This is a genomic window from Halomonas sp. TP35, from assembly GCF_052375975.1.
GTDB classification, from domain to species: domain Bacteria; phylum Pseudomonadota; class Gammaproteobacteria; order Pseudomonadales; family Halomonadaceae; genus Vreelandella; species Vreelandella citrativorans.
Genome location: NZ_JBQSUZ010000001.1, coordinates 37,753 through 62,019, shown reverse-complemented (window position 1 = coordinate 62,019; position 24,267 = coordinate 37,753). Strand labels below are relative to the sequence as shown.

Annotated in this window: 23 protein-coding genes; 13 read left to right on the top strand and 10 right to left on the bottom strand. The window is 53.5% G+C overall.

All coding sequences use genetic code 11. The features are described 5' to 3' along the window. Positions 1-146: 146 nt before the first annotated feature. The 5 genes from ACT3RU_RS00295 to argC form a co-directional block, all read right to left on the bottom strand. On the bottom strand, positions 147-917 hold the full coding sequence (locus ACT3RU_RS00295) for an amino acid ABC transporter ATP-binding protein (protein ID WP_192526776.1): 771 nt from the start codon (positions 915-917) through the stop codon (positions 147-149). Between the two features lie 14 nt (positions 918-931). After that, the gene (locus ACT3RU_RS00290; RefSeq protein ID WP_192526775.1) at positions 932-1,600 is read right to left on the bottom strand and encodes an amino acid ABC transporter permease; all 669 of its coding nucleotides are present in this window, start codon (positions 1,598-1,600) and stop codon (positions 932-934) included. Between the two features lie 102 nt (positions 1,601-1,702). Then, entirely contained in the window at positions 1,703-2,470 is a 768-nt protein-coding gene (locus tag ACT3RU_RS00285; protein WP_192526774.1) for a transporter substrate-binding domain-containing protein, read from the bottom strand. A 156-nt stretch (positions 2,471-2,626) separates the two neighbouring features. Then, entirely contained in the window at positions 2,627-2,980 is a 354-nt protein-coding gene (erpA, locus tag ACT3RU_RS00280) for an iron-sulfur cluster insertion protein ErpA (protein ID WP_087107018.1), read from the bottom strand. 103 nt (positions 2,981-3,083) lie between these two features. Next, positions 3,084-4,118, bottom strand: coding sequence for an N-acetyl-gamma-glutamyl-phosphate reductase (gene argC, locus ACT3RU_RS00275; protein ID WP_192526773.1), 1,035 nt, complete (start codon positions 4,116-4,118; stop codon positions 3,084-3,086). A 134-nt stretch (positions 4,119-4,252) separates the two neighbouring features. Between argC and ACT3RU_RS00270 the strand changes: the two genes are divergently transcribed. From ACT3RU_RS00270 to ACT3RU_RS00235, 8 genes are all read left to right on the top strand, one after another. Next, on the top strand, positions 4,253-6,079 hold the full coding sequence (locus tag ACT3RU_RS00270) for a chloride channel protein (RefSeq protein ID WP_192526772.1): 1,827 nt from the start codon (positions 4,253-4,255) through the stop codon (positions 6,077-6,079). A 9-nt stretch (positions 6,080-6,088) separates the two neighbouring features. Beyond that, positions 6,089-6,520, top strand: coding sequence for a protoporphyrinogen oxidase HemJ (gene hemJ / locus ACT3RU_RS00265; protein WP_192526771.1), 432 nt, complete (start codon positions 6,089-6,091; stop codon positions 6,518-6,520). After that, positions 6,520-7,329: a bifunctional hydroxymethylpyrimidine kinase/phosphomethylpyrimidine kinase gene (gene thiD / locus ACT3RU_RS00260; RefSeq protein WP_192526770.1), complete on the top strand. Its 810-nt coding sequence runs from the start codon at positions 6,520-6,522 to the stop codon at positions 7,327-7,329. The genes hemJ and thiD overlap by 1 nt, the downstream gene beginning before the upstream one ends. Positions 7,330-7,365: 36 nt before the next feature. Then, positions 7,366-8,646, top strand: coding sequence for a glutamate-1-semialdehyde 2,1-aminomutase (hemL, locus tag ACT3RU_RS00255; protein WP_192526769.1), 1,281 nt, complete (start codon positions 7,366-7,368; stop codon positions 8,644-8,646). Between the two features lie 42 nt (positions 8,647-8,688). Beyond that, positions 8,689-9,297 (top strand): RdgB/HAM1 family non-canonical purine NTP pyrophosphatase, encoded by a 609-nt coding sequence (gene rdgB / locus ACT3RU_RS00250; protein ID WP_192526919.1) that lies wholly within the window; start codon positions 8,689-8,691, stop codon positions 9,295-9,297. After that, on the top strand, positions 9,290-10,456 hold the full coding sequence (gene hemW / locus ACT3RU_RS00245) for a radical SAM family heme chaperone HemW (protein ID WP_192526768.1): 1,167 nt from the start codon (positions 9,290-9,292) through the stop codon (positions 10,454-10,456). The genes rdgB and hemW overlap by 8 nt, the downstream gene beginning before the upstream one ends. 31 nt (positions 10,457-10,487) lie before the next feature. Continuing rightward, positions 10,488-11,162: a YiaD family glycine zipper/OmpA-like lipoprotein gene (locus tag ACT3RU_RS00240; RefSeq protein WP_192526767.1), complete on the top strand. Its 675-nt coding sequence runs from the start codon at positions 10,488-10,490 to the stop codon at positions 11,160-11,162. 88 nt (positions 11,163-11,250) lie between these two features. Then, the gene (locus ACT3RU_RS00235; protein ID WP_192526766.1) at positions 11,251-12,096 is read left to right on the top strand and encodes a 23S rRNA (adenine(2030)-N(6))-methyltransferase RlmJ; all 846 of its coding nucleotides are present in this window, start codon (positions 11,251-11,253) and stop codon (positions 12,094-12,096) included. A gap of 6 nt (positions 12,097-12,102) precedes the next feature. Here ACT3RU_RS00235 and ACT3RU_RS00230 read toward each other — a convergent pair whose 3' ends face one another. After that, positions 12,103-12,555, bottom strand: coding sequence for an Lrp/AsnC family transcriptional regulator (locus ACT3RU_RS00230; RefSeq protein ID WP_192526765.1), 453 nt, complete (start codon positions 12,553-12,555; stop codon positions 12,103-12,105). Between the two features lie 107 nt (positions 12,556-12,662). Here ACT3RU_RS00230 and rarD point away from each other — a divergent pair, with 107 nt between their 5' ends. Further along, positions 12,663-13,565 (top strand): EamA family transporter RarD, encoded by a 903-nt coding sequence (rarD, locus tag ACT3RU_RS00225; RefSeq protein WP_192526764.1) that lies wholly within the window; start codon positions 12,663-12,665, stop codon positions 13,563-13,565. Between the two features lie 5 nt (positions 13,566-13,570). Here rarD and mnmE read toward each other — a convergent pair whose 3' ends face one another. From mnmE to rpmH, 4 genes are all read right to left on the bottom strand, one after another. After that, the gene (mnmE, locus tag ACT3RU_RS00220; protein ID WP_192526763.1) at positions 13,571-14,941 is read right to left on the bottom strand and encodes a tRNA uridine-5-carboxymethylaminomethyl(34) synthesis GTPase MnmE; all 1,371 of its coding nucleotides are present in this window, start codon (positions 14,939-14,941) and stop codon (positions 13,571-13,573) included. Positions 14,942-15,041: 100 nt separating this feature from the next. After that, positions 15,042-16,730, bottom strand: a complete 1,689-nt coding sequence (gene yidC / locus ACT3RU_RS00215) for a membrane protein insertase YidC (RefSeq protein WP_192526762.1) — start codon at positions 16,728-16,730, stop codon at positions 15,042-15,044. Between the two features lie 115 nt (positions 16,731-16,845). Then, the gene (gene rnpA, locus ACT3RU_RS00210; RefSeq protein ID WP_192526761.1) at positions 16,846-17,247 is read right to left on the bottom strand and encodes a ribonuclease P protein component; all 402 of its coding nucleotides are present in this window, start codon (positions 17,245-17,247) and stop codon (positions 16,846-16,848) included. Positions 17,248-17,260: 13 nt separating this feature from the next. After that, positions 17,261-17,395 carry a 50S ribosomal protein L34 gene (gene rpmH, locus ACT3RU_RS00205; protein WP_172118745.1) on the bottom strand — a complete coding sequence of 45 codons (135 nt, stop codon included), beginning with the start codon at positions 17,393-17,395 and terminating at the stop codon, positions 17,261-17,263. Between the two features lie 532 nt (positions 17,396-17,927). Here rpmH and dnaA point away from each other — a divergent pair. The 4 genes from dnaA to gyrB all read left to right on the top strand — a co-directional run bounded on the left by dnaA (position 17,928) and on the right by gyrB (position 24,214). Beyond that, positions 17,928-19,391 (top strand): chromosomal replication initiator protein DnaA, encoded by a 1,464-nt coding sequence (dnaA, locus tag ACT3RU_RS00200; protein ID WP_192526760.1) that lies wholly within the window; start codon positions 17,928-17,930, stop codon positions 19,389-19,391. A 58-nt stretch (positions 19,392-19,449) separates the two neighbouring features. Next, positions 19,450-20,553 (top strand): DNA polymerase III subunit beta, encoded by a 1,104-nt coding sequence (dnaN, locus tag ACT3RU_RS00195; RefSeq protein ID WP_087106978.1) that lies wholly within the window; start codon positions 19,450-19,452, stop codon positions 20,551-20,553. A 97-nt stretch (positions 20,554-20,650) separates the two neighbouring features. Further along, on the top strand, positions 20,651-21,754 hold the full coding sequence (recF, locus tag ACT3RU_RS00190) for a DNA replication/repair protein RecF (protein WP_192526759.1): 1,104 nt from the start codon (positions 20,651-20,653) through the stop codon (positions 21,752-21,754). Between the two features lie 39 nt (positions 21,755-21,793). Continuing rightward, positions 21,794-24,214, top strand: a complete 2,421-nt coding sequence (gene gyrB, locus ACT3RU_RS00185; protein WP_172118748.1) for a DNA topoisomerase (ATP-hydrolyzing) subunit B — start codon at positions 21,794-21,796, stop codon at positions 24,212-24,214. The last annotated feature ends 53 nt before the right edge of the window (positions 24,215-24,267 follow it).

Sequence of the window (24,267 nt, the reverse complement as noted above, 5' to 3'; positions counted from 1 at the left end):
TAAAGGCGCTCACTATGGGTGCTGTGGCATGTTGTAGAGTTATAGAATAAAAAAATTATCCACAGGGGAAAAAAATGGCCTGTCGCAAGGACAGGCCATAAAAAACGCTTTTAAGCGGGTAATTTTGCAGGTATTAGTGCTTAAGATTAGTGTTTAAGCACCCGGGCAAGAAACGATTGAGTGCGCTCATTTTGAGGCGAATCGAACAGCTGTTGTGGCGCTCCTTGCTCGGCAATGACACCTTTATGGATAAAGATAACGCGATCGGCTACTTCACGGGCAAACCCCATTTCATGCGTGACGATCACCATGGTCATGCCCTCTTTAGCCAGCTCACGCATGGCGTCCAGCACTTCACCAATCATTTCGGGATCAAGCGCCGAGGTAGGCTCGTCAAACAGCATAAGCCGAGGCTCCATGGCCAAGGCACGGGCAAGGGCAACACGCTGCTGCTGACCTCCTGAGAGCTGACTGGGGTACTTATCGGCCTGGTCGGCAATACCGACCCTATCCAGCAGGCGTTTTGCGGTTGCCACTGCGTCGTCGCGGTTCCAGCCACGTACCTTCATGGGCGCCAGCGTGATGTTATCGATCACGCTAAGGTGGGGAAATAGATTGAACTGCTGAAACACCATACCGACTTCTGTACGAATGGTTTGTAGTGCTTTACTGCTCTTGCCGTTAGGCGTTAGCGTATTGCCATCTACTTCCAGCATGCCCGACTGAAACTCCTCCAGCCCATTGATGCAGCGAATCAGCGTGGATTTACCGGACCCGCTTGCGCCAATAATGACGACGACTTCACCGGGGATAATTTCAAGGTCGATATCATTGAGTACGTGCAGGCTGCCAAAATGTTTATTCAGCTTTTGCATACGCACAATGGAGGGCGTTGTGGGTGACACGGTATCGGTCATTGTACGTTTCCTTATCAGCCTGCGATGCCTCTGCGCTCCAGCAGGCGCAGAAGAATAGAGAGGGTCCAGGTAATCGCCAGATACATCACCGCAACCATAAAGTAGACCTCTAGGGCGTTGAAGGTTGTCGCGATATAGATTTGCCCCTGGCGTACCAGTTCGCTGACCCCAATGACTGAAAATAGTGAGGTATCTTTAATGCTGATAATGGCCTGATTGCCAAGCGGAGGAATCATACGACGCAACGCCTGGGGCCAAATCACATAGCGAAATGCCTGAGCGCGCGAAAGCCCTAACGAGAGGGATGCTTCACGCTGGCCACGCTCAATGGATTGCACGCCGCCACGCACAATTTCAGAAATATACGCACCCGAGTTAACCGCAATAGCGGCAATGCCTGCGACCAGCGCATTGATAGGACTGCCCAGTAGCTGGGGCAGGCCGTAGAAGATAAACAGCACCTGCACGAGGATAGGCGTACCGCGGAATACTTCTATGTAGCAAAGGGCAACCCAGCGTAGCCAGCGGATCGGACTAATACGCAGCAGGCCAAAGAAAATACCGATGAAAAAGCCGATCGCCAGACCGCCAAATGAGATTAGCAGCGTCCAGGGGATGCCAGGCAGCAGGTAAGGGATCGACGCAAACGCGGCTGCCCAATCAAATTGAAAATCGAAATCCACGCCTTATCTCCAAAAAAACACGCGACGTATAACGTCAAAGGGCCGGGAGGGTGGCCGCCCGGCCCTGTGATAAATACCTGTTAGCTCTATAGCGCCGCTGGGTTACTCGCTGGTGGCTTCACCGAACCATTTTTTGTAGATTTCGTCGTAAGTGCCGTCTTCACGCATGGAGGCCAAGGCTTCATTGGTGGGTTCTACCCATTCGCTGCCCTTATGGAACACAATGCCATATTGCTGGCCTTCATAAAGCGGCCCCACCACTTTGGTACGTCCTTCGCCGCGGGTTTGGGAGAAGTAAGCAACGTTAGGGGCGTCATACAGTACGGCGTCTACGTTGCGGCCCAGCAGGGCCATGTACATGTCGGCGGTGCCTGGATAAGGCGTGATGTCAGCGCCTTCACCCAGCTCTTGCTGGAGGAAGTCGTAGCTTGTCGAGCCGATTTTGGTACCGATGGTCAGGCCCTGAAGGTCTTCCAAAGAGGAGACATCTTCGTTGTTGGCACGAACAATAATCTGTAGACCGGAATCGTAGTAGGGATCAGAAAAGTCGACGACCTGTGCACGCTCTTCGGTGATGGTCGTGCCTGCGATGGCAATTTCCTGACTGCCGGTTTGCACGGCGGGAATAATGCCCGAAAATTCCATGGTGGTGAGGTTGACCTCAAAACCGGCACGCTCGGCAACGGCATTGATAATGTCCATATCGAAACCGATCATCTCGCCAGTTTCTGGATCCATCATTTCAAAAGGAACAAAGCTTGGGTCGGTTGCGACATTAACAGAAGGCGTTTGGGCCATGGCGACAGAGGCGCCGCTTAAACCCAGAGCGATGGAGGAAGCGATAGCAGTTGTCGTTAGTATGGTTTTCATTGGTTTCCCCATGTTTTATAGCGCTGAAGCGGTGAAAAGAAGAGACGACGTTCTCTTCACACCGCGTTAGAGCAATTGTTGACCTTTTAACCTTGGCGAGAAACCACCAAGGCGTCAAGTCATGGGTACCAACGCTTTGCTTGCGTTATAACGCGGCTACACCATAAAAGAGGCGCCGCAGCCGCAGGTGGTAGTAGCATTGGGGTTTTGAATGCGAAAGCGTGCGCCAGCGAGGCCTTCTTCGTAATCCACCGTCGAGCCAACCAGATACTGGTAGGAGAGAGGGTCGACTACTAGGGTCGCCGTGCCAAATTCAATGGCCGTATCGTCTTCGGCGACCGTATCGGCAAAATCGAAGCCGTACTGAAAACCTGAACAGCCACCGCCGGTGACGTAGACGCGCAGTTTTAGCGCAGGGTTATTTTCTTCATCCATTAGGGCACGGATACGTTTACGTGCGCTATCGGACATCATTAATGGGGTTGGAACAAAGGCTTCTGCACCGCTCATGGGTACCTCCCGCGAGCTTTAAGAACGAATAATCAGCATTGGAAGATGATTATGGATAATTCCCAGCAAAAGGGTCAACTATTGCCGGGATTTTGTACGTGGCTTATGGCATCAAGGCAGGGGCGGTGAGGCCCATGTTCTCCTCGAATCCAAACATTAGGTTGAGGTTTTGGATGGCTTGGCCCGAGGCGCCTTTCACCAGGTTATCAATGACCGATAACACCACGACCGTGTTGCTGTTCTCCGGGCGATGTACGGCCAGGCGACAGGTGTTGATGCCTTTAACGCTGCGCGTTTCAGGATGGCTACCCGCAGGCATCACATCAACAAAGGGTTCGCTTGCATAACGTTTTTCAAACAGCGCCTGAAGGTCGTCCACCGAGGTGGTGAGCTGGCTATAGAGCGTGGCGTGAATGCCCCGTATCATCGGTGTTAAATGAGGAACGAAGGTCAGCCCCACCGGGTGCGCCTGCATATCGCCAAGGCCCTGGCGGATTTCGGGCAAATGACGATGCCCTGAGGCGCCGTAAGCTTTGAAGGACTCACTGGCTTCTGCCAGTAGTGAAGGCACCTTGGCCCCTCGGCCTGCCCCCGTCACGCCCGATTTACAGTCGGCAATCAGCTGTTGAGGATCAATCAGCCCGGCTTCCAGTAGCGGCAGGTAGCCTAGCTGTACAGCGGTTGGGTAGCAGCCAGGCACGGCCACTAGGCGCGCCGTTTTGATTTTTTCGCGGTGCATCTCGGGCAGGCCATAGACCGCTTTTTCAAGCAGCGAAGGCGCACCGTGAGGTTGGCCGTACCACTCGCTCCATACCTTGGCATCACGCAGGCGGAAGTCAGCCGACAGGTCGATAATGCGTGTGCCTTTGTCCAAAAGCTCACCTGCCAAGGCGTGGGCAACACCGTGGGGAGTGGCGAAAAATACCGCATCCATATCGCCCAACTGCTTTGCATCGGGCTCACTGAACGTCAATGTGTCGTAGTGGCCGCGCAGATTGGGATACATATCGCATACCTTTACGCCGGCTTCCGAGCGCGAGGTAATGGCTTCAACGCTGACATGGGGATGCTGGGCGAGTAACCGCAGTAGCTCAACGCCGGTATAACCGGTACCGCCGACAATGCCGACCTTAATCACAAACGACTCCTTACACGTTGCACATTCGAGACAGGGTAATAATTAACAGCCTAAACAGATTGGCGCAGGCTGTCGAAGCGTATCGGGCTATGATACACAAGAGAACTACACTACATGCGTAAAGGAAGGTCGTCGTGGCGCGTTTTTCCCGATCAGATTTTACCCTCGAGGGTTTTCGACGCCAGTTGGCCCATGTTGATGCGTTGCCTCAGCTGTGCGTATTGGGGTTAGTGTCGGGGATCATTACGGGGGCGGCGATGGTCGCCTTCCGGCTACTGCTCGAAGCGGGGGCAGTGTTTTATATGCCGGATGGAAACCCGGAAGGATTTGAAGGTCTGCCTCCGTGGCTGCGCTCACTGCTGCCTATTATTGCCGTTAGCGTGCTGGGTCTGCTGCTTTATCGGCAAAAAGCCACTGCCCAAAAGATGGGGGTAGGGCACGTTATTGAGCGCCTCTCTTATCACCAAGGCCGCTTTCCAATGCGAAACTGGCTGAATCAATGGTGGGTGGGGGTGGTGTCGGTTCTTGGTGGGCTCTCTGCCGGACGGGAAGGCCCGGCTATTCATTTAGGCGCTGCCGCGTCAAGCGGGCTGGGAGTTAAGCTTCGGTTGCCCAATAACAGCCTGCGCGTTTTGGTTGCCTGTGGAACGGCGGCGGGGATTTCAGCATCGTTCAATACACCGGTTGCCGGGGTCATCTTCGCCATGGAAGTCGTCATGATGGAGTATACCCTGATGAGCTTTATGCCGGTGATTTTAGCCTCTACGATGGCGGCGCTCATTGCGCAGATGGTGTATGGCAATGAGCCGGCTTTTCGTATCCCCGAGGTCGTGCTGGGTTCGCTCATGAATTTACCGTGGGTCATTGTACTCGGCCTTGTGGTCGGGCTATTGGCGGGGCTGTTTATTCATATTTCACGTAACAAACGCATGCAGGCATGGCCGTTATGGCTTCGTTTGGCTTGTGTGGGTGTGGCGACCGGGGTTGTGGCCTGGTGGTTTCCGCAGGTTCAGGGAATTGGCTACGACAGTGTAGCGGCGGCGCTTAATAATCAGTTGGACATTAACGTGTTGCTGGCGCTGATGATTGCCAAGCTTTTGATTACCGCCCTGACCGTATCGGGTGGCGTACCCATCGGGATTATTGGCCCCACGCTGGTGATTGGCGCAGCGACAGGCGCGCTGGGCGGTATATTGGGTGGCTGGCTATGGCCTGATAAAGCCTCAGACCCTGGCATTTACGCCATGTTAGGTATGGCGGCCATGATGGGGGCGGTGTTGCAAGCGCCGCTTGCGGCGTTAATGGCGCTGTTGGAGCTTACTCATACACCTCATGTCATGTTGCCGGGTATGTTGGTGGTGGTGGTTGCCTGCCTGACGTCCCGCCAGCTTACCGGTTGTGAAGGATTTTTTATTAGCTCCGTACGCTATGGGCTGCACCCGCTTCAACAGCCCTTAATGCAGGCGCTTTCCCGCGTGTCGGTGCCTGCGGTGATGGAGCGAAGCCTGGTACGTACTGAGCGCAAGGTGACGTTTGAGCAGGCACGCAAACTACTGGAAACCAACCCTGTCTGGCTGATTATTGAGCGTTCAAATGAAGAAAAATCGGTACTTGCGTTAAAAGCGTCGGCGCTGGCGCGGTGGCTTTTGGAGCACGATGAAGCGCTTGATGGCGATGCTCCTCCCGATAATGAATCCGTCGATTTACTTGAAATTCCGGGCCAGCGCCTGGAACTTGCGCCGATTGGCCTACAGGCCACCCTGTCAGAGGCGTTTATAAAGCTTCAAGACGATGCCTTGGGCGCGCTTTATGTAGTGCACGGTTATCGGCCAAAGCGGCAGCGAATTTCAGGTATCATCACCCGTGGTGCCATTGAGCGTTATTATTACTATTCTGATCCCAATACCGACGCTGACCCAAATACCCGTACTGACCCGAAAGCGAATGATTCGCCCGTATAAGGAGAGACAATGTATCTATGGTTGAAGGCCCTGCATTTAATGACCATGGTGACTTGGTTTGCCGCCCTGTTTTATTTGCCGCGGCTGTATGTGTATCACGCCATGGCACGGGATAAAGGCGACGATCAAGCTATCGCCTATTTCAAAACCATGGAGCGTAAGCTTTATCGCGGCATCATGACGCCTTCCATGATACTGGTGCTTATCTTTGGCGGGGCGATGCTGTACCTGGTGCCCGGCTGGTTAAGCCAAGGCTGGATGCACGTTAAACTCACCTTTGTGGTATTGCTGATCGCCTATCATCACGTCTGCCTGATTTACTTAAAGCAGTTTGCCCAGGATCGCTGTACGAAAAGCCACACGTTCTTTCGCTGGTTCAATGAAGCGCCGGTGATTGCGCTAGTGGCGATTATTCTACTTGCCGTTGTGAAACCTTTTTGATGCACCAACCTCTTTCACCGGTTGTTTTAGTACTGGCGGGCCATGACCCGACGGGCGGAGCGGGTTTAGTGGCAGATAGCGAAGCCATTGCCGCCTGTGGCGGTTGGGCAGTGACGATTCCCACCGCGTTAACGGTGCAAAACTGCCATAACGTGAGCCATGTCGTTCCGGCCGACCCCGCGTTGATGCGCCAAATGGCAGAGGCGCTTAGCGGGATGCAGGTTGCTGCGATCAAGCTGGGCCTGTTGGCAGATGAAGCAACGCTAAGAGCAGCCGAGCAGATTATTCGCCGTTTCCCAGGCATCCCGGTTGTGGCCGACCCAGTACTTAAAGCCGGTGGCGGTACTGAGTTATCCACACCCCAATTGCAACGCCTCTATGCGGCTCGCCTGCTACCGCTTGTGGATATCTTAACGCCCAACCGTTATGAGCTTAAGCAGCTCACCCCAGAGATTGACGGCCCCCTGGATGATACGGCGCGCGCCGTCGCACTTTTATCCCAGGGTTGCCAGGCTATTTTAGTAACCGCGACCGATGAGCCTGTTCCAGGTAACGAGCAGCAGGTTGTTAATACACTGCACTCGCCGGATACCACGCGCCAATGGCAGTGGCCACGCCTGCCGGAACCGTTTCACGGCTCAGGCTGCACCTTGGCATCTGCCATTGCGGCACGCCTGGCCGCCGGTGAGCGTTTGCCGACGGCCTGTGAACAGGCTCAGCACTTTACCTGGGAGAGTCTGTCTCATGGATATCAGCCGCCTAGCGGGCAGTGTTTACCTAATCGCTTGCCACGGCCGGTTCGCTTTTGATTTTATTCGCGCTACGCCATTGATATTGAGGACGCCATGACCACATCTGCTGAACTGTTTGAGCTTGCTAGCCGCCATATTCCAGGTGGCGTAAATTCGCCGGTACGTGCGTTTAAAGGCCTGCACCGTCCGCCGGTATTTATGGAGCGCGCCCAGGGCGCTTATCTGTTTGATGTGGAAGGCAACCGCTACGTGGACTATGTAGGTTCCTGGGGCCCAATGATTACCGGTCATGCGGACCAGGATGTGTTGGCAGCGGTACGTGCTCGTTTGGACAACGGTCTCTCGTTTGGTACCCCGACCGCGGTGGAAACCACCATGGCAGACCTGATCTGCGAAATGATCCCCACCATGGAAATGGTGCGCATGACCAGCTCCGGTACGGAAGCCACCATGTCGGCGATCCGCTTGGCACGCGGCACCACCGGGCGCGACAAGATCGTTAAGTTTGAAGGTAACTATCACGGCCATTCAGATTCGTTGCTGGTAAAAGCGGGCTCTGGCGCGCTCACCCATGGCGAACCCAGCTCGCCAGGTGTTCCCGCGTCACTTGCCGAGCACACCATTACGCTCTCCTATAACGATATTGAAGGCGTTGAGGCGTGCTTTGCTGAAATCGGTGACCAGATTGCCTGCATTATTGTTGAACCTGTTGCAGGTAACATGAACTGTATTCCTCCCCAGCCGGGCTTTTTGGAAACACTGCGCCGGGTGTGTAACGAGCATGAAAGCATCCTGATTTTCGATGAAGTCATGACCGGATTCCGCGTTGCGCTGGGCGGGGCTCAGGCGCATTACGGCATTACGCCTGATTTAACGTGCCTGGGTAAGATTGTTGGTGGTGGTATGCCAGTCGGTGCGTTTGGCGGCAAGCGCGAGATTATGCAAAATATCTCCCCCATGGGGCCGGTTTATCAGGCAGGTACGCTGTCGGGTAACCCCTTGGCGATGGCGGCAGGTATTGCGTTATTAACCAAGCTCCAGGTCCCCGGCTTTCATGACGCGCTTTCTCAGCGGGTTGAAACACTCTGCAGCGGCCTGAAAGAGCGCGCTAATGCGGCAGGTGTCTCCATGATGACACAGTCAGCGGGTGGCATGTTTGGGCTGTTTTTCACCTCTCAACGCCGTGTGGATAACTTTGCCCAGGCAACCGCGTGTGACCCGGAGGCGTTCCGCCGTTTCTTTGGCGCGATGCTGGATCACGGCGTTTACCTGGCCCCTTCAGCGTTTGAGGCAGGCTTTATGTCGAGTGCTCATACGCCCGAGGATATCCAATTTACGTTGGATGCTGCAGAAAAAGCCTTCTCAATAATGTAGTCAGGCAGCCTGCCTGCCATATTTATGCCGGGAGAAAATATGATGGTCACGGTAAATACCCTTGTTCTGGCAAGCGGCAATGCGGGAAAGCTGAAAGAATTCAATCAACTGCTGGCACCGTTAGGGCTGGATGTACGTCCACAAGCAGATTTTGGGGTACATGATGTTGAAGAAACGGGGCTAACCTTTGTTGAAAATGCCCTGTTAAAAGCGCGTGAGGCGAGCCGGGTTAGCGGCTTACCGGCGCTTGCTGATGACTCCGGCCTTGAGGTCGATGCGCTTTCAGGGGCGCCAGGGATTTACTCCGCACGCTACGCTGGTGAGCCGAAAAGCGATCAGCGTAACAATGAAAAACTGCTGGCCGCGCTTAGTGACTGTGCAGAAGGTCAGCGCACCGGTCGCTACTGGTGCGTGCTGGTCTATTTGCGCCATCCTGCTGATCCGGTACCGGTTATTGTTCAGCACAGCTGGGAAGGGGAGTTACTTGCTCATCCACGTGGAGAGGGTGGCTTTGGCTATGACCCGCTGTTCTGGCTACCCGACCAGGGAATGAGCGTGGCGGAATTACCCAGTGAATTAAAAAATCGGCTAAGCCACCGTGGGCGGGCGCTTCAAGGGTTGGTTGATATACTTAAGGTGGCACATGGCTAAGCCATTACCTCCGTTATCGCTCTATATTCATACGCCCTGGTGCGTACGCAAGTGCCCTTATTGTGACTTTAACTCTCATGAACCTGACGGTGAGTTACCCGAAGCGACTTACTTAAAGGCACTACTTCATGATCTGGATGGCGATCTGGCGTTAGCCGCTGGGCGTCAGATTCAGACCATCTTTATTGGCGGTGGTACGCCAAGCCTGATGTCGCCCACGTTCTTTGAACGGCTGTTTAATGGAATACGCCGACGCTTACCCTTCGCGCCCAATATAGAAATCACCATGGAGGCGAATCCTGGTACCACCGAGCAGGCACGCTTTACGGGCTACCGTGAGGCGGGTATCAATCGTCTCTCGTTGGGTATTCAAAGCTTTCAGCCCGCTCAGTTGAAGGCTTTGGGGCGTATTCACGGCGGTGAAGAGGCTATTACTGCGGTAGGCCAGGCGCGTGCGGCGGGGTTTGATAATATTAATATCGACCTGATGCATGGCTTGCCTGGCCAGACGCCCTCCCTGGCGCTTGATGATATTGACCAGGCGCTTGCGCTGTCACCGGACCATCTCTCCTGGTATCAACTAACCCTTGAGCCCAATACCGCGTTTCATTCACAGCCACCTGTTCTGCCGGAAGAGGAGGCGCTTTGGGATATTCAGGAGCTTGGCCATCAGCGATTGGAGCAGGCGGGCTTTGAACGCTACGAAATTTCAGCCTATGCAAAACCTGGCAAGCAGAGCCAGCACAACCTCAACTATTGGCAGTTTGGCGACTATCTGGGCATTGGCGCCGGTGCACACGGTAAGCTGACGACGATTGACCCGCAAGGGCAGTGGCATATTGAACGGCGCTGGAAAACGCGCCAGCCGGATGCTTACTTACGGCGTGATAATGACCCACGCGGTTTCGTGGCGGGCAAGCAGCCTATCGCGGCGGACGAGTTGCCGCTTGAGTTTTCCATGAATGCGCTTCGCTTAACCGAAGGGGTTGCCATGCATGCCTGGTCGGCGCATACCGGCCAGCCGCAGGAAGCACTTTTAGCGCGTTTACACACGGCCGCCAAAAAAGGACTTTTGATGGAAATGCCCGAAAAGCTGCGTGCATCGCCTCAAGGTCTATTATTCTTGAATGAGTTGCTGGCCTTTATCAGCGACGAATAATTCAAGCGCAAAAATATACAAGGAGTGAGTGATGCGTATTTCTCGACTACTGACCCCGTTGGCTGCTGCGATCTTAGTGGCGGGCTGTGCCACCTCTGACCCTTATGGTGGCCAGACGCAACGTTCATCGACCGGCATGGGAACAGGGATTGGCGCGGCGGTAGGCGCTGCTGCGGGTGCACTTTCGGGTAGCGGAAGTACCAGCCGTCGTGATCGTGCCTTGATTGGTGCTGCCGTGGGTGCTGCTGCGGGTGCCGGTATTGGCGCTTACATGGACCGTCAAGAACAGCAGCTTCGTCAGAACCTGGAGGGCTCGCGCATTGAAATCGACCGTCGCGGCGACGACATCGTACTGAATATGCCCAGCAGCGTGACGTTCGGGTTTGACTCCTCAGATCTAACCGGCGATGCGCGCAGTGCGCTTAATGAAGTGGCTAACGTGCTCAAGCAGTATACCGATACGCGGGTTAATATTGCCGGCTTCACCGACAGCACCGGGGATGCCAGCTACAACCAGCGTCTCTCTGAGCGCCGAGCTCAGTCAGTGGGCAACTACTTAAGTCAAAACGGGGTATCCTCCTCGCGTCTTAACACCATGGGATACGGCGCTAACCAGCCGGTTGCCAGCAACGATACCGAGCAGGGCCGGGCGCAAAACCGCCGGGTTGAAATCACCCTGACGCCAATCGGTAACGGCCAGGGCTAAGTAAGACATAACTCCCCCGCGCATTACCGTTTAAAGCCCGCTATGATCCCATAGCGGGCTTTTTTCGTTCACTTATCTGCGAGTTACCATGCTGTCTTATCAACACGCCTATCACGCCGGTAATTTTGCCGATGTACACAAACACTTGACGCTTTACGCCGTCGTTGATTATTTATTACGTAAAAAAACACCCATTACATATATAGATACGCATGCGGGAAGAGGGCTTTACCCACTCGCCACCAAAGAGACGCAGCGGCTTCAGGAGTATCGTGAGGGTATTTGGCCGCTATGGCACGAACGCGAGGTACTCACCGACCCGTTACTCTGTGATTGGTTAAATGCTGTCACCAGCGTTCAGCCCAGTACCAGTGCGTTAACGCACTATCCCGGCTCCCCATGGTGGCTAAGCCAATCATTGCGCGAGCACGATAAGCTGCGCCTTTTTGAGCTTCATCCGGGTGAGCATGAGCACTTGAACACGCAGTCTCTTCCTCCTCAGGCAAAACGTATCTATGGCGATGGTTTAGCGGGTTTAACGGCCATGCTGCCGGTGTCTACCCCGCGGCTTTGCGTATTGATTGACCCTAGTTTTGAGCGTAAAGCGGAGTACCAGGAAGTGGTTGATACGGCGATATACACGCTTGAAAAGGCGCGCCACGCCATACTACTGATGTGGTACCCTCTGCTACCCGCTGGGCACCACCACGTGCTACTGGATGGGCTCAAGGCAAGCGGTATACGCAAAATATGGCGCAGCGAGCTTTTGCTGCGCGCGCCAGGTAAGCAAACGCACGGTATGTACGGTAGCGGTATGTTGGTCGTTAACCCGCCCTGGGGGCTTGATGAGCGTCTAAAGACCGCAATGGTAGAGGTAACCCGTTGCCTTGGAAGTGAAAGCCACTTTGATGCGCTGTGGTGGGTTGAGGAGTAGCTGCCGCTAGATCACCTCTAGAGACGTTTTGACACGCTCCAGCACCACCATTGTTCTGAACCATTTAACGTTGGGGTTATGGTGAAACAGCGTGTCGCTTAGTTCCTGAAACCGACGCATGCTGGGCACCAGTAGTATCAACATGAAGTCTGCCTCGCCGGTCACGTAGTAACACTGCTGAATTTCAGGCCCGGAAAATTGGGCCTTGAGGAGCTCTAGATCTGCGGTGTGGGTTTTATCTGCTTGTACTTCCACCAAAAGAGTAATGACCTGGCCCAGCTTGTCTGGGTCAAGCACGGCTACGTTTGCCTGGATAAACCCATTGCTTTTCAACTTCTGTATGCGCCGCTGTACAGAAGCCGTTGACAGATGAACGGTTTCAGCCAGCTCGCGAAGCGGCGTCTGGCAATCCTTCTGCAGAAGCTCAAGCAGGTTTTGGTCAAAGTTATCCAGTATCATTTGCGCTGCCAGGTGAGAAAATTTATCGCTGACGGTAGGTAATACAAGCGCCTTTATCAAGCATACCGCAATAAAATAACGCTACATTTTCTGACTAGAAGTCATTTATGCGCACGGATCACCACACCACACTGGGCGTCACGTTGAATGTGATTGCCTCGGCGCTGTTTGCTTTGCTGTTTGCCTATACGTCCTTGCTCTCGGTAATGGGAGGAGAGGAGATTTACGGCTGGCGTGTCTTGCTGACTTTTCCCTGCCTGAGTGTTTTTGTTCTGTGGCGAGGCTACGGAGCGCAACTAGTGACTATCGGGCGTCGACTACTGGCCGAACCTTGCTTCTGGGCTTCACGTTTAGTATCAGCATTTTTGTTGGGCTTTCAGCTGTGGCTGTTTATGTGGGCACCAGGCAACGGCCATGGGTTAGCGGTCTCACTGGGCTATTTTATAATGCCGATGACCATGGTGATTATTGGCCAAATCGCTTTCCGAGATCGCCTGTCGCGCCTTCAGAAAATGGCTTGCCTGTTTGCAGTAGTGGGTATCATCAATCAACTGGCCATAGCGCAAACGCTGGCCTGGCCGACCCTAGCGGTGTGCTTGGGCTATCCGGCCTATTTCTGGCTGCGGCGTAAAACGGATACCAACCATATTGGTGGACTCTGGTTTGATATGCTGCTCAGCTTGCCGGTCAGCCTTTACTTTATTCTTGATGGCGGCCACATGATGGAAGCGCTCAATGCCGAGACGATCGGACTCGTTATGGGGTTAGGAGTGCTTAGCTCCCTTGCTTTGGGGTTTCAGGCACTCTCCGCCCCGCTGCTCAATTTAAGCCTGTTTGGCTTGCTGGTTTACGTTGAACCCGTACTGCTACTGGGCGTCTCGTTAATGCTCGGTGAGTCAATCAGCGCTGAAGAGTGGCCAACGTATATCGCCATCTGGTTGGCCGTTTTGGTACTTGTGCTGGAAGGTGTGCGGGGGTTACAACGCCGCCCCCGCCGATCCAAAAAGTGAGCGTATTACTTGCCGATACAGAAACTGCCAAAAATCTCGCCCAGCAAGTCATCGGCGCTAAACTCGCCGGTAATTTCACTCAGTGCTTGCTGCGCGTCGCGTAGGTCTTCGGCCAGCAATTCTCCTGCGCCGTAGCCATCCAACTGGGCACGGCCGGTATCAAGCGCTGCCATTGCCCGGTCGAGGGCATCCAGGTGGCGCCGACGTGCGGAGAAGCGTCCTTCGGTGGTCGCTGCAAAACCCATCACGGTTTTCAAATGGGTTTTTAGGTTATCCACACCCGCACCGGTTTTGGCGGAAAGGCGAAGCGTGGGCGTGTCTGTGGATAAATCAATTCCAGCCTGCTCAGCGCTGGTATCGATTTTGTTGCGGACCAGCGTTAAGCGGCTTTGATCGGGAAGGCGGGCGACAAACTCGGGCCAAATCATCATTGGGTCGGTCGCCTCGGTGGTAGAGGCGTCCACCAATAGCAGTACCCGGTCGGCTTTCTCGATCTCGGCCCAGGCGCGGGCGACACCGATTTTTTCAACGGCGTCCGGGGTATCGCGTAAACCCGCCGTATCAATAATGTGCAGCGGCATGCCATCAATATGGATGTGCTCACGCAGCACGTCCCGCGTGGTGCCTGCAATATCAGTCACAATGGCGGTCTCTTGTTCGGTCAACGCGTTAAGCAGGCTGGACTTACCCGCATTGGGGCGACCGGCAATGACCACGTTCATGCCTTCGCGTAACAGTGCTCCTTGACCGGCGGCTTTGCGCACATCGCTGAGTGCTTGCTGAACACTTTCCAAACGCTGGGCGACATGACCATCCGCCAGGAAGTCGATCTCCTCTTCAGGGAAGTCGATGGCGGCTTCTACATAGACACGCAGCTCGATAAGCCGCTCAACCAGATGGGAGACGCGGGTAGAAAACTCGCCCTGCAGTGAACGTACGGCATTTTCCGCGGCTGATCGCGAGGTGGCATCAATCAAGTCAGCAATCGCTTCGGCCTGGGCAAGGTCGAGCTTGTCATTAAGAAAGGCGCGTTCGGAAAACTCACCTGGACGCGCTAACCGCGCGCCCAGGGCCACACAGCGCTCCAGCAGCATGTCCATGATAATGGGGCCACCGTGACCCTGTAGCTCCAGTACGTCTTCGCCGGTAAAGGAGTGAGGGCCGCTGAACAGCAGGGCGATGCCTTCGTCAATAATGCTATCAGCGCCCTTAAAGGGGCCGTGATAGGCATGGCGAGGAGCCGGGCAGTGGCCGAGTACGGACGCTGCGATATCGCGGCAGGCAGGCCCTGAGACGCGAATAATCCCTACGCCACCACGCCCAGGCGGTGTCGCCAGAGCAGTAATCGTATCTTGGGTATAAAGTCGTTCAGCCATGGCGCGCCTCGTTAATGGATGCGTACATTGTGAATTTGTCGTCTCTAAAACGCCAGACCCCCGCTCAAGGGCGGGGGTCTGGGAGTATGGCTAACAAGGATTACTTGGTTCGCATTCCTTTACCCACACTGGGGTCTTTTTCGATACTGCGCGTAATAAAGTACTGTTGCGCGACCGAAATGATGTTGTTGGTTACCCAGTAGATCACCAGACCCGCCGGGAACCACAGGAAGAAGAAGGTGAAGATAATGGGCAGCATCTTCATGATCTTCGCCTGCATGGGGTCCGGAGGTGTCGGGTTCAGCAGCTGCTGAACATACATGGATACACCCATCAGGATCGGTAGGATGAAGTAAGGGTCCTTCACCGATAGATCGTGAATCCAGAAGATAAACGGCGCATGGCGCAGCTCTACCGACTCCAGCAACATCCAGTAAAGTGCGATAAACACCGGCATCTGTATGACGATGGGTAAGCAGCCACCTAAAGGATTGATCTTCTCCTTTTGGTAGAACTTCATCATCTCTTGAGACATTTTCTGGCGATCATCGCCATAGGTCTCTTTAAGACGCTGCATTTCCGGGCCCAGTTTCCGCATGCGTGCCATTGACTTATAAGCCTTGGCAGACAGGGGGAAGAGCACCAGCTTAACCACAACCGTCAGCAGAACAATTGACCAGCCCCAGTTGCCCACGATGTCGTGGATCTTATCCAGCAACCAGAACAGTGGGTTGGCAATAAACCATAACCAGCCATAGTCAACGGTCAGGCGCAGGTTGGGTGCCACTTGCTCAAGGTGATCCTGAACCTTGGGGCCCATGTAGAGCGTGGCGCCCAGTGTCGCTTCACCTTCCGCCGCAATGTTGCTGGTAGGGCCAGCAAACGCCACCACGTTACGGTCACTTGAGTCAGTGGTGACGTAGTAAAGGTTTTGCTGGTCTTGGGGCGGTGCCCAGGCAGAAACGAAGTAGTGCTGGATAAGCGCAATCCAGCCGCCCTGGGCTTCACGATTTTCAAAGTTACGGTTTTGAATGTCTTCAAAATCGATCTTTTCATAACGTTCGTCTGGCGTTGAGTACGCTGCCCCAATATAGGACTTCATACCCATGGCAACGCCGCTTGACGGGTCAGGGCTGTTATCACGCGCTAATTGGCCAATAAAACGAGCACTTACCGGCGCATCGGTATTATTGGCAATATAGTAATCAACATTGACCGCGTAATTCCCACGTTCGAACGTAAGACGCTTGATAATATCAACGCCGTTAACGTCTGCCCGTAAGTCAACGACTAGCTGGTCATCATCATCTGCCAGACGATAGGCATTGCTTTCCGGGGTAAATTCAATACGACTTGCTTGCCCGTCTAGCTGTAGGCCGGAACGTGCAACATAGCTACGCGTTGAATTATCCGAGAGCAACACATAGTTGCGTTCAGTATCCAGCGTCATTTTATGCTGAGGTAACGCAGCATAAATAATGTCGCCGCCGTGCGGGTCAATGCGCACGTCAAGAACATCGGTAGCCACCGCAATAAAGTCACGGCTAGATGTTTCGCTTTCAGTATTGCTTGCCAGCCCGTCGTCTACCGCACTGTTGGGTGCCGACGTTGACGGAACCGTCAGGTCGTTACTGCTTTCAGCATTGGCTGAGGGGGCGTCACTACTGCTTTGCGTAATTTCAGGCGTCGAGTCGTAATCTGTCGGCCCATAATCCTGATTCCACTGGATCACCAGTAGATAGGCAAGTACTGCCATTGGAATCAGTAAGAGAAGTCGTTTTACGTCCATGAGGGTTCTGCCCGCTGGGTGATGAACATGCTAATGGCGCAGTGTCATTTACTCGACCCATGACACACGAAAGCCTGCCAAGCGGCAGGCCGAGGTCGAACGGCGAGGTGTGTCGTCAAGTGTCACGTGTTACGCCATCAAGCGGTGGTGCAATTGATACCGTTTGCGCGTCACGCTGAAGGCGTTTCCACATACCATGCAACTGCCGACTAAGCGTTTCATTGTCGATATCCTGCACACCGCGCTTGGCTAATATCACAATATCCATGGAGGGAAGGTGATCCTGGCGAAGCCTGACGGACTCTCGGACTAGACGCTTAAAGCGGTTGCGATCTACAGCGCGCTTTGCATTTTTCTTGCTGACGATTAGTCCAATGCGAGGATGCCCTCGGGTAGTCATGCGCGCTAACGCCATCATACCTTTGCCATGAACTTTAAGGTCAGCTTGTTCAAACACGTGACTAAAATCCCCAGCGTTTAAAAGACGCAAACGCCGGGGAAAGCCTTGAGGCGGCACACGCAATCCGAGATCAGGCGCTCAGACGCTTGCGGCCTTTCGCACGGCGGCGAGAGATAACGGCACGGCCGTTTTTGGTTGCCATGCGAGCACGGAAGCCATGCATGCGCTTGCGTTTGAGAACGCTGGGTTGAAAAGTGCGTTTCATAACTCGTAATTCCCACGTGGTTTAGGACGGATGTGAATCCAAAAGACCCGGCCCAGTGAGGAAACTAGCCGGGGAGTTTCAATTCAAGACCGGAAATTGTAGAGGCTTCCCGCGCCGGGTGCAATTTTTCCTTGCATAAAAACCAACAAAAAGGCAGTGGGCATGGGGCCTGCCGGCTTTTTTACGCGAAAATCAAAACAGCTATTATTACTAATAAGGTTTTTAAATCTTGTTGTTATTAATAGTGGGGATACTATTTGTGGATAAGTGAATAATAAATAGGTTAATCAATATGATAAAATCATAAAAACAATGTGCATAAGTGTCGTATAAGCGGTCTATAAACTGTTGTTTTGATGTGCGTAGAGATGTGGAAAAACGCTAAAAACGGATCTGTCCCCACTCCATCAGCGGGTTGTCCCACGTGCTTACGATAAGTTGTCCACAGGCATAATTGTTAGCCAAACCCGTGTGGATAACCAAGCTTTAGAGCGCTACAATGGTCGGCCGTTTTCAACTGATGGTGAGATGAGTGTCACTCGCGCTTTGGCAACAGTGCCTGGACTACCTGCAGGACGAATTGAATTCTCAGCAATTCAATACCTGGATACGTCCCTTGCAGGCAGAAGAAGGAGAGTCCAATGAGTTGCGCTTACTGGCGCCTAATCGCTTTGTGCGCGATTGGGTGAGTGACAAGTATGCCAAGCGAATCAGTGAGCTGATCCGCGAGCTTGCGCCGTCTAAACCACCCAAAGTAAGCCTGACCGTAGGTAGCCGTCGTCCAGTAGCGGCAGTCCCCCAGCCGCGTGATTTGGGTAATCCTGTTTCCGCTTCAACCTCGGCGCCTTCAGTGCATACGCCCCCGCGCGGTGATATTGCCGATGAGCGTGAAATTGATCAGCTGCGTGAGCGTGAAGAAACGCCGCGCCGGCGGACTAACGAGCGTCAGGTCCAGGTCGAAGGTAGTCTTAAGCACGGCAGTGGGCTGAACCCCAATTTTACGTTTGATACCTTCGTGGAAGGTAAATCCAACCAACTGGCGCGTGCGGCGTCTCGGCAGGTTTCAGAAAATCCGGGTGGTGCCTATAACCCACTATTTCTATACGGTGGGGTAGGTCTGGGTAAAACGCACTTGATGCACGCCGTAGGCAATGCGCTGGCTGGCCGCCGGGAAAATGCCCGGGTGGTGTATCTGCATTCTGAGCGTTTTGTTGCCGATATGGTCAAGGCACTTCAGCTTAATGCGATCAACGACTTCAAACGCTTTTATCGCAGTGTTGATGCGTTACTCATTGATGATATTCAATTTTTTGCTGGCAAGGAGCGCTCCCAAGAGGAGTTTTTCCATACCTTTAATGCGCTTTTGGAAGGCGGCCAGCAAATGATTCTCACCTCTGATCGTTATCCAAAGGAGATCAGTGGTGTTGAGGAGCGCCTGAAATCGCGCTTTGGATGGGGCTTGACGGTGGCTATTGAGCCGCCCGAACTTGAAACCCGCGTAGCCATCTTGATGAAAAAAGCCGACCAGGCCAAAGTTGATTTACCTCATGATGCGGCCTTCTTTATTGCTCAAAAAATTCGCTCGAACGTACGTGAATTGGAAGGGGCACTGAAAAAAGTGATTGCTGACTCACACTTTATGGGTAAGCCGATTACCCAGGACTTTATTCGTGAGTCGCTAAAAGATTTACTCGCGCTACAAGATAAGCAGGTGGGTGTAGATAATATCCAGCGCACAGTTGCCGAGTATTACAAAATCAAGGTGGCAGATTTATTATCCAAGCGACGCTCGCGCTCAGTCGCTCGCCCCCGGCAGGTGGCCATGGCGCTAGCCAAGGAATTGACCAATCATAGTTTGCCGGAAATTGGCGATGCGTTTGGTGGCCGTGATCATACAACGGTACTTCACGCTTGCCGCAAGGTGAAAGCCTTGCAAGAGGAGAGCGCGGATATTCGCGAAGATTACAAAAATCTGTTGCGCCTTTTAACCAGCTAAATCATCCATGGGATTGGCCTGCCGTCTGCAGGTTTTCAGGATATAAACCGGAGTGTTGATGAAATTTTCCATTTCCCGAGAGGCATTGCTGCGTCCGCTGACTCTGGTGGCAGGCGTGGTAGAACGGCGCCAAACGCTACCTGTACTGTCTAATGTGCTGATTCAGGTCGAAGGTGACCAGGTCGCACTAACCGGTACGGACCTTGAGGTTGAACTCATCGGGCGTACTGTCGCAAGCCAGGTTGACCAGCCAGGGGCGGCAACCGTGCCTGCTCGTAAGCTGATGGATATTTGTAAATCGCTGCCTGATCAGTCCGATATCCAACTGACCGTTGAAGATGGCCGAGCGGTGCTGCGCAGCGGTCGTTCACGCTTTACGCTCTCGACATTACCGGTGGCTGAATTCCCCAATATTGAAGATGCCGATAGCAGTCAGGAGTTAAGCGTTCCACGGGGCACGTTAAAGCATCTTATTGAAACCACATCATTTGCCATGGCGCAGCAGGATGTTCGCTACTATCTCAATGGCATGCTGTTGGAAATTCAAAGTAACTTGCTACGCACGGTGGCGACAGACGGCCACCGCTTGGCGATGTGTTCACGTCCTGTTGATGTCGCGGTTAGCCAGCCGCAGAAGCTGATTGTACCTCGTAAGGGTATTCTTGAGCTTTCGCGCCTGTTGGATGATAGCGATGAGCCGGTAAGCCTGACGTTGGGTTCAACCCATGTGCGTGCTCATACCGGTGACTTCACCTTTACGTCCAAGCTGATTGACGGGAAGTTCCCTGACTATGAGCGCGTCGTACCACGCAATGGCGATAAGGTGCTCATTGCTGAACGCGCCGAGTTGCGTCAGGTGCTGTCACGTACGGCGATTCTCTCCAATGAGAAGTATCGAGGTGTGCGCTTATACCTGGAAGAGGGCAACCTTAAGGTCATGGCGAATAACCCTGAACAGGAAGAAGCCGAAGAGAACGTGGCCGTCGAATATAACGGCTCTGCGATGGAAGTCGGCTTCAACGTGGGCTATTTGGTTGACGTGCTTAGCGTACTAAATGAAGACAGAGTGCAAATAACGCTGGCCGACCCTAATAGCAGTGCGCTGCTTGAAGAGCCGGGTGGTGGCGATGCGCTGTATGTTGTTATGCCCATGCGGTTGTAATATAGCGTTTCATAAATGCCAAACGGGGCGGCGCTTCTGGTAGCAGGGGCGCCGCTTTCTCTTGAGGGTTGGTTACGCCTTTTACCCGAGTGTTTACATGAGCTTGAGTCAGCTTAACTTCCAAGGGTTACGGAATTTAGCGCCGCTGGATATGCATCCTTCTCGGGGGATCAATATCATCACTGGGCTGAACGGAAGTGGCAAAACCAGCCTGCTGGAAGGCATTCATGTTTTGGGGATGGGGCGCTCGTTTCGTACCCGTCAGCTAAAGCATGCCATCCAATCTGATGTGGCACATATGACGCTCTACGGGCGCCTGGAAGGGGAACCAGAGATTTCCATAGGGGTGCGCCGGTTACGGGCTCAGCGTGAACTAGAGCTGCGTTTGCGTGGGGATAAGGGGGTACGCTTGGCCGAGCTGGTCGAGGCGATGCCTTTGCAACTAATCAATCCTGACGCTTTTAGGCTTCTTGAAGGGTCCCCAGCCGGACGGCGCGAGTTTCTTGACTGGGGAGTGTTTCACGTGAAACATCACTTTCTGGAAGCATGGAAGCGTACACGCCGAGCAGTGAAACATCGGAACGCATTACTCAGGCGTGGTAGAATAGACCCACAGGAAATGGCGGCCTGGGAGCAAGAATTGGCGCTATGGGGCGAGGTAGTCGATAGGTTGCGGTTTGAATGGTTTAGTGAGTTTCTCCCTGTCTTTGAAGAAACTCTGAATGTACTTCTTCCGTTACCTGGCTTAAAACTTAACTACGCTCGAGGATGGGACAAACAGAAAACGCTGGCTGATGTGCTTCAGGATAACCGAGTCACCGATCAGCAAATGGGGTTTACCCAACAAGGCCCTCAGCGTGCCGATTTGCGTATCAGGCTTAATAAACAGCCTGCTGTTGAAGTACTTTCCAGAGGCCAGCAAAAGCTAGTGGTAAGCGCACTCAAGCTTGCCCAGGGGCGGTTTCTGGAAAGAACGGCACAGCGTCACTGCATTTATTTAATTGATGATTTGCCAGCAGAGCTGGATGTGCAACACCAACAGCGTTTCTGTCAGTTGCTTGAAGAGATGCAGTGTCAGGCATTTATTACCAGCGTCGACCCCGCCGCATTACAACCTATGTGGCAATCTAAAACCCTGGTTAGCATGTTTCACGTGAAACATGACCCGCAAGGGCTTGGCCAGTTGGTACAAGATGGGTAGACGATACGGGACAAGACAGACTTCACGACGGAGTGGTCAATGAGCGAACAGGCTTACGATTCATCAAGCATCAAGGTGCTCAAAGGACTGGATGCAGTACGCAAACGTCCTGGTATGTACATCGGTGATACCGACGACGGCACCGGGTTGCACCACATGGTCTTCGAGTTGGTGGATAACTCCATCGATGAGGCTTTGGCGGGCCATTGTAGTGAAATTCGCGTGGTTATTCATGCCGATGAGTCGGTAACCGTTAGCGATAATGGTCGCGGTATTCCTACCGAGCTGCACGAAGAGGAGGGCGTCTCTGCCGCAGAAGTCATCATGACCGTGTTGCACGCGGGCGGTAAGTTTGACGATAACTCTTATAAAGTATCTGGCGGTCTTCATGGTGTGGGTGTTTCCGTGGTTAATGCGCTTTCTGAAGAGCTACGCTTAACCATCTGGCGCCAGGGCGAAGTGTTTGAGCAGATTTATCACCATGGCGTGCCTCAGGCACCGCTTAGCGTGGTGGGTAAAACGGAAAAAACCGGATCACGTGTTCATTTCCGCCCTTCCCAGAACACCTTTGCTAATATTGAATTCCATTACGATATTTTGGCCAAACGCCTGCGTGAGCTGTCGTTTTTGAATTCTGGCGTTGCCATTCGGCTAATGGATGATCGCAGCGGTAAGGAAGAGCTGTTTCATTACGAAGGCGGCTTGAAAGCCTTTGTTGATCACCTCAACTCCAATAAAACGGTTCTGAACCCTGTTTTCCACTTTACTGCCTCGCGGGAGGACGGTGTTGAAGTCGAAGTGGCAATGCAGTGGAGCGACGTCTTTACGGAAAGCATCTTCTGTTATACCAATAATATTCCTCAGCGTGATGGCGGCACTCACTTGGCCGGCTTCCGGGCAGCACTGACGCGCACGATGAATAACTACATCGAAGCGGAAGGCCTGCTCAAAAAAGCCAAGGTAAGCACGGCGGGTGATGATGCTCGTGAAGGCTTAACGGCGATTGTTTCTGTCAAAGTGCCTGACCCGAAATTCTCTTCACAAACCAAGGACAAGCTGGTGTCCAGTGAAGTGAAAACAGCCGTTGAGCAGGAAATGGGCCGCCTGTTTTCTGACTACCTGATTGAAAAGCCTAACGAAGCCAAAGCAATCGTTAATAAAATGCTGGATGCGGCGCGTGCGCGTGAAGCGGCACGTAAGGCCCGGGACATGACGCGGCGTAAAGGCGCGCTGGATATTGCAGGCCTGCCGGGCAAACTTGCTGATTGCCAGGAGAAAGACCCCAGCCAGTCAGAACTCTACCTGGTGGAGGGCGACTCGGCCGGTGGCAGTGCCAAGCAGGGGCGTGACCGCCGCACTCAGGCCATTTTGCCGCTTAAAGGTAAAATCCTGAACGTCGAAAAAGCGCGTTTTGACAAAATGCTTTCGTCAGCTGAAGTGGGTACGCTCATCACCGCGCTAGGCTGTGGTATCGGCCGCGAAGAGTTTAACCCCGATAAACTCCGTTATCACTCCATCATCATCATGACCGATGCGGATGTCGACGGTTCACATATTCGTACCTTGCTACTGACCTTCTTCTTCCGCCAAATGCCGGAGCTGATTGAGCGCGGCCATATTTTTATTGCCCAGCCGCCGCTCTATAAAATCAAGCGAGGCAAGCAAGAGCTCTACCTTAAAGATGAGCAGGCCATGGTCGATTACTTGACCACGACAGCGCTGGATGGCGCAGGTCTATACGTGAATGCGGACGCGCCGGGTATCTCCGGTTCGCAGCTGGAAGCCCTGGTAAACCAGTATCGTAACGTGATGAAGCGTATCGATCGCCTGGCGCGCGTTTACCCGATTGAAGTATTGAAGCAGATCATCCATGTCACAGGATTGCAGGGCGAGGCGAGTCTTAAAGATCGTGTCACCATGGAAAACTGGATTGCTGAACTGCAAAAAGTCATGGATGACATGGTGGCCTATGAAGGCGGGCCGCGTTACACCTTCTATCTGAAAGAAGATGAGGAGCGTGGCTTGTTACTGCCTACCGTGTCGCTTATTGCGCATGGCGTGACTACCGAGTACGACTGGGGCTTGGACTTCTTTGAAAGTGCGGATTATCGGGCTATTTCAGCGCTGGGTGATACCCTTAATGGGCTGCTTGAAGAGGGCGCCTTTATTTCCCGTGGCGAGCGTCAGAAGCCTGTGGGTCACTTCTCTGAGGTGCTGCAGTGGCTAATGCAGGAAGGCCAGCGAGGCCTTTCGGTACAGCGCTATAAAGGGCTGGGCGAAATGAACCCAGATCAGCTTTGGGAAACCACCATGGACCCGGATAGCCGCCGTATGCTGCGTGTTACGGTTGAAGACGCCGTCGCCGCCGATATGATGTTTAACACCTTGATGGGTGATGATGTAGAGCCACGGCGTAACTTTATCGAAAGCAATGCCTTGGTCGCTAATCTGGACGTATAAGGCACCGAGCGAAAGCTTGCATAACATGTTTCACGTGAAACATTGTTTGAAAT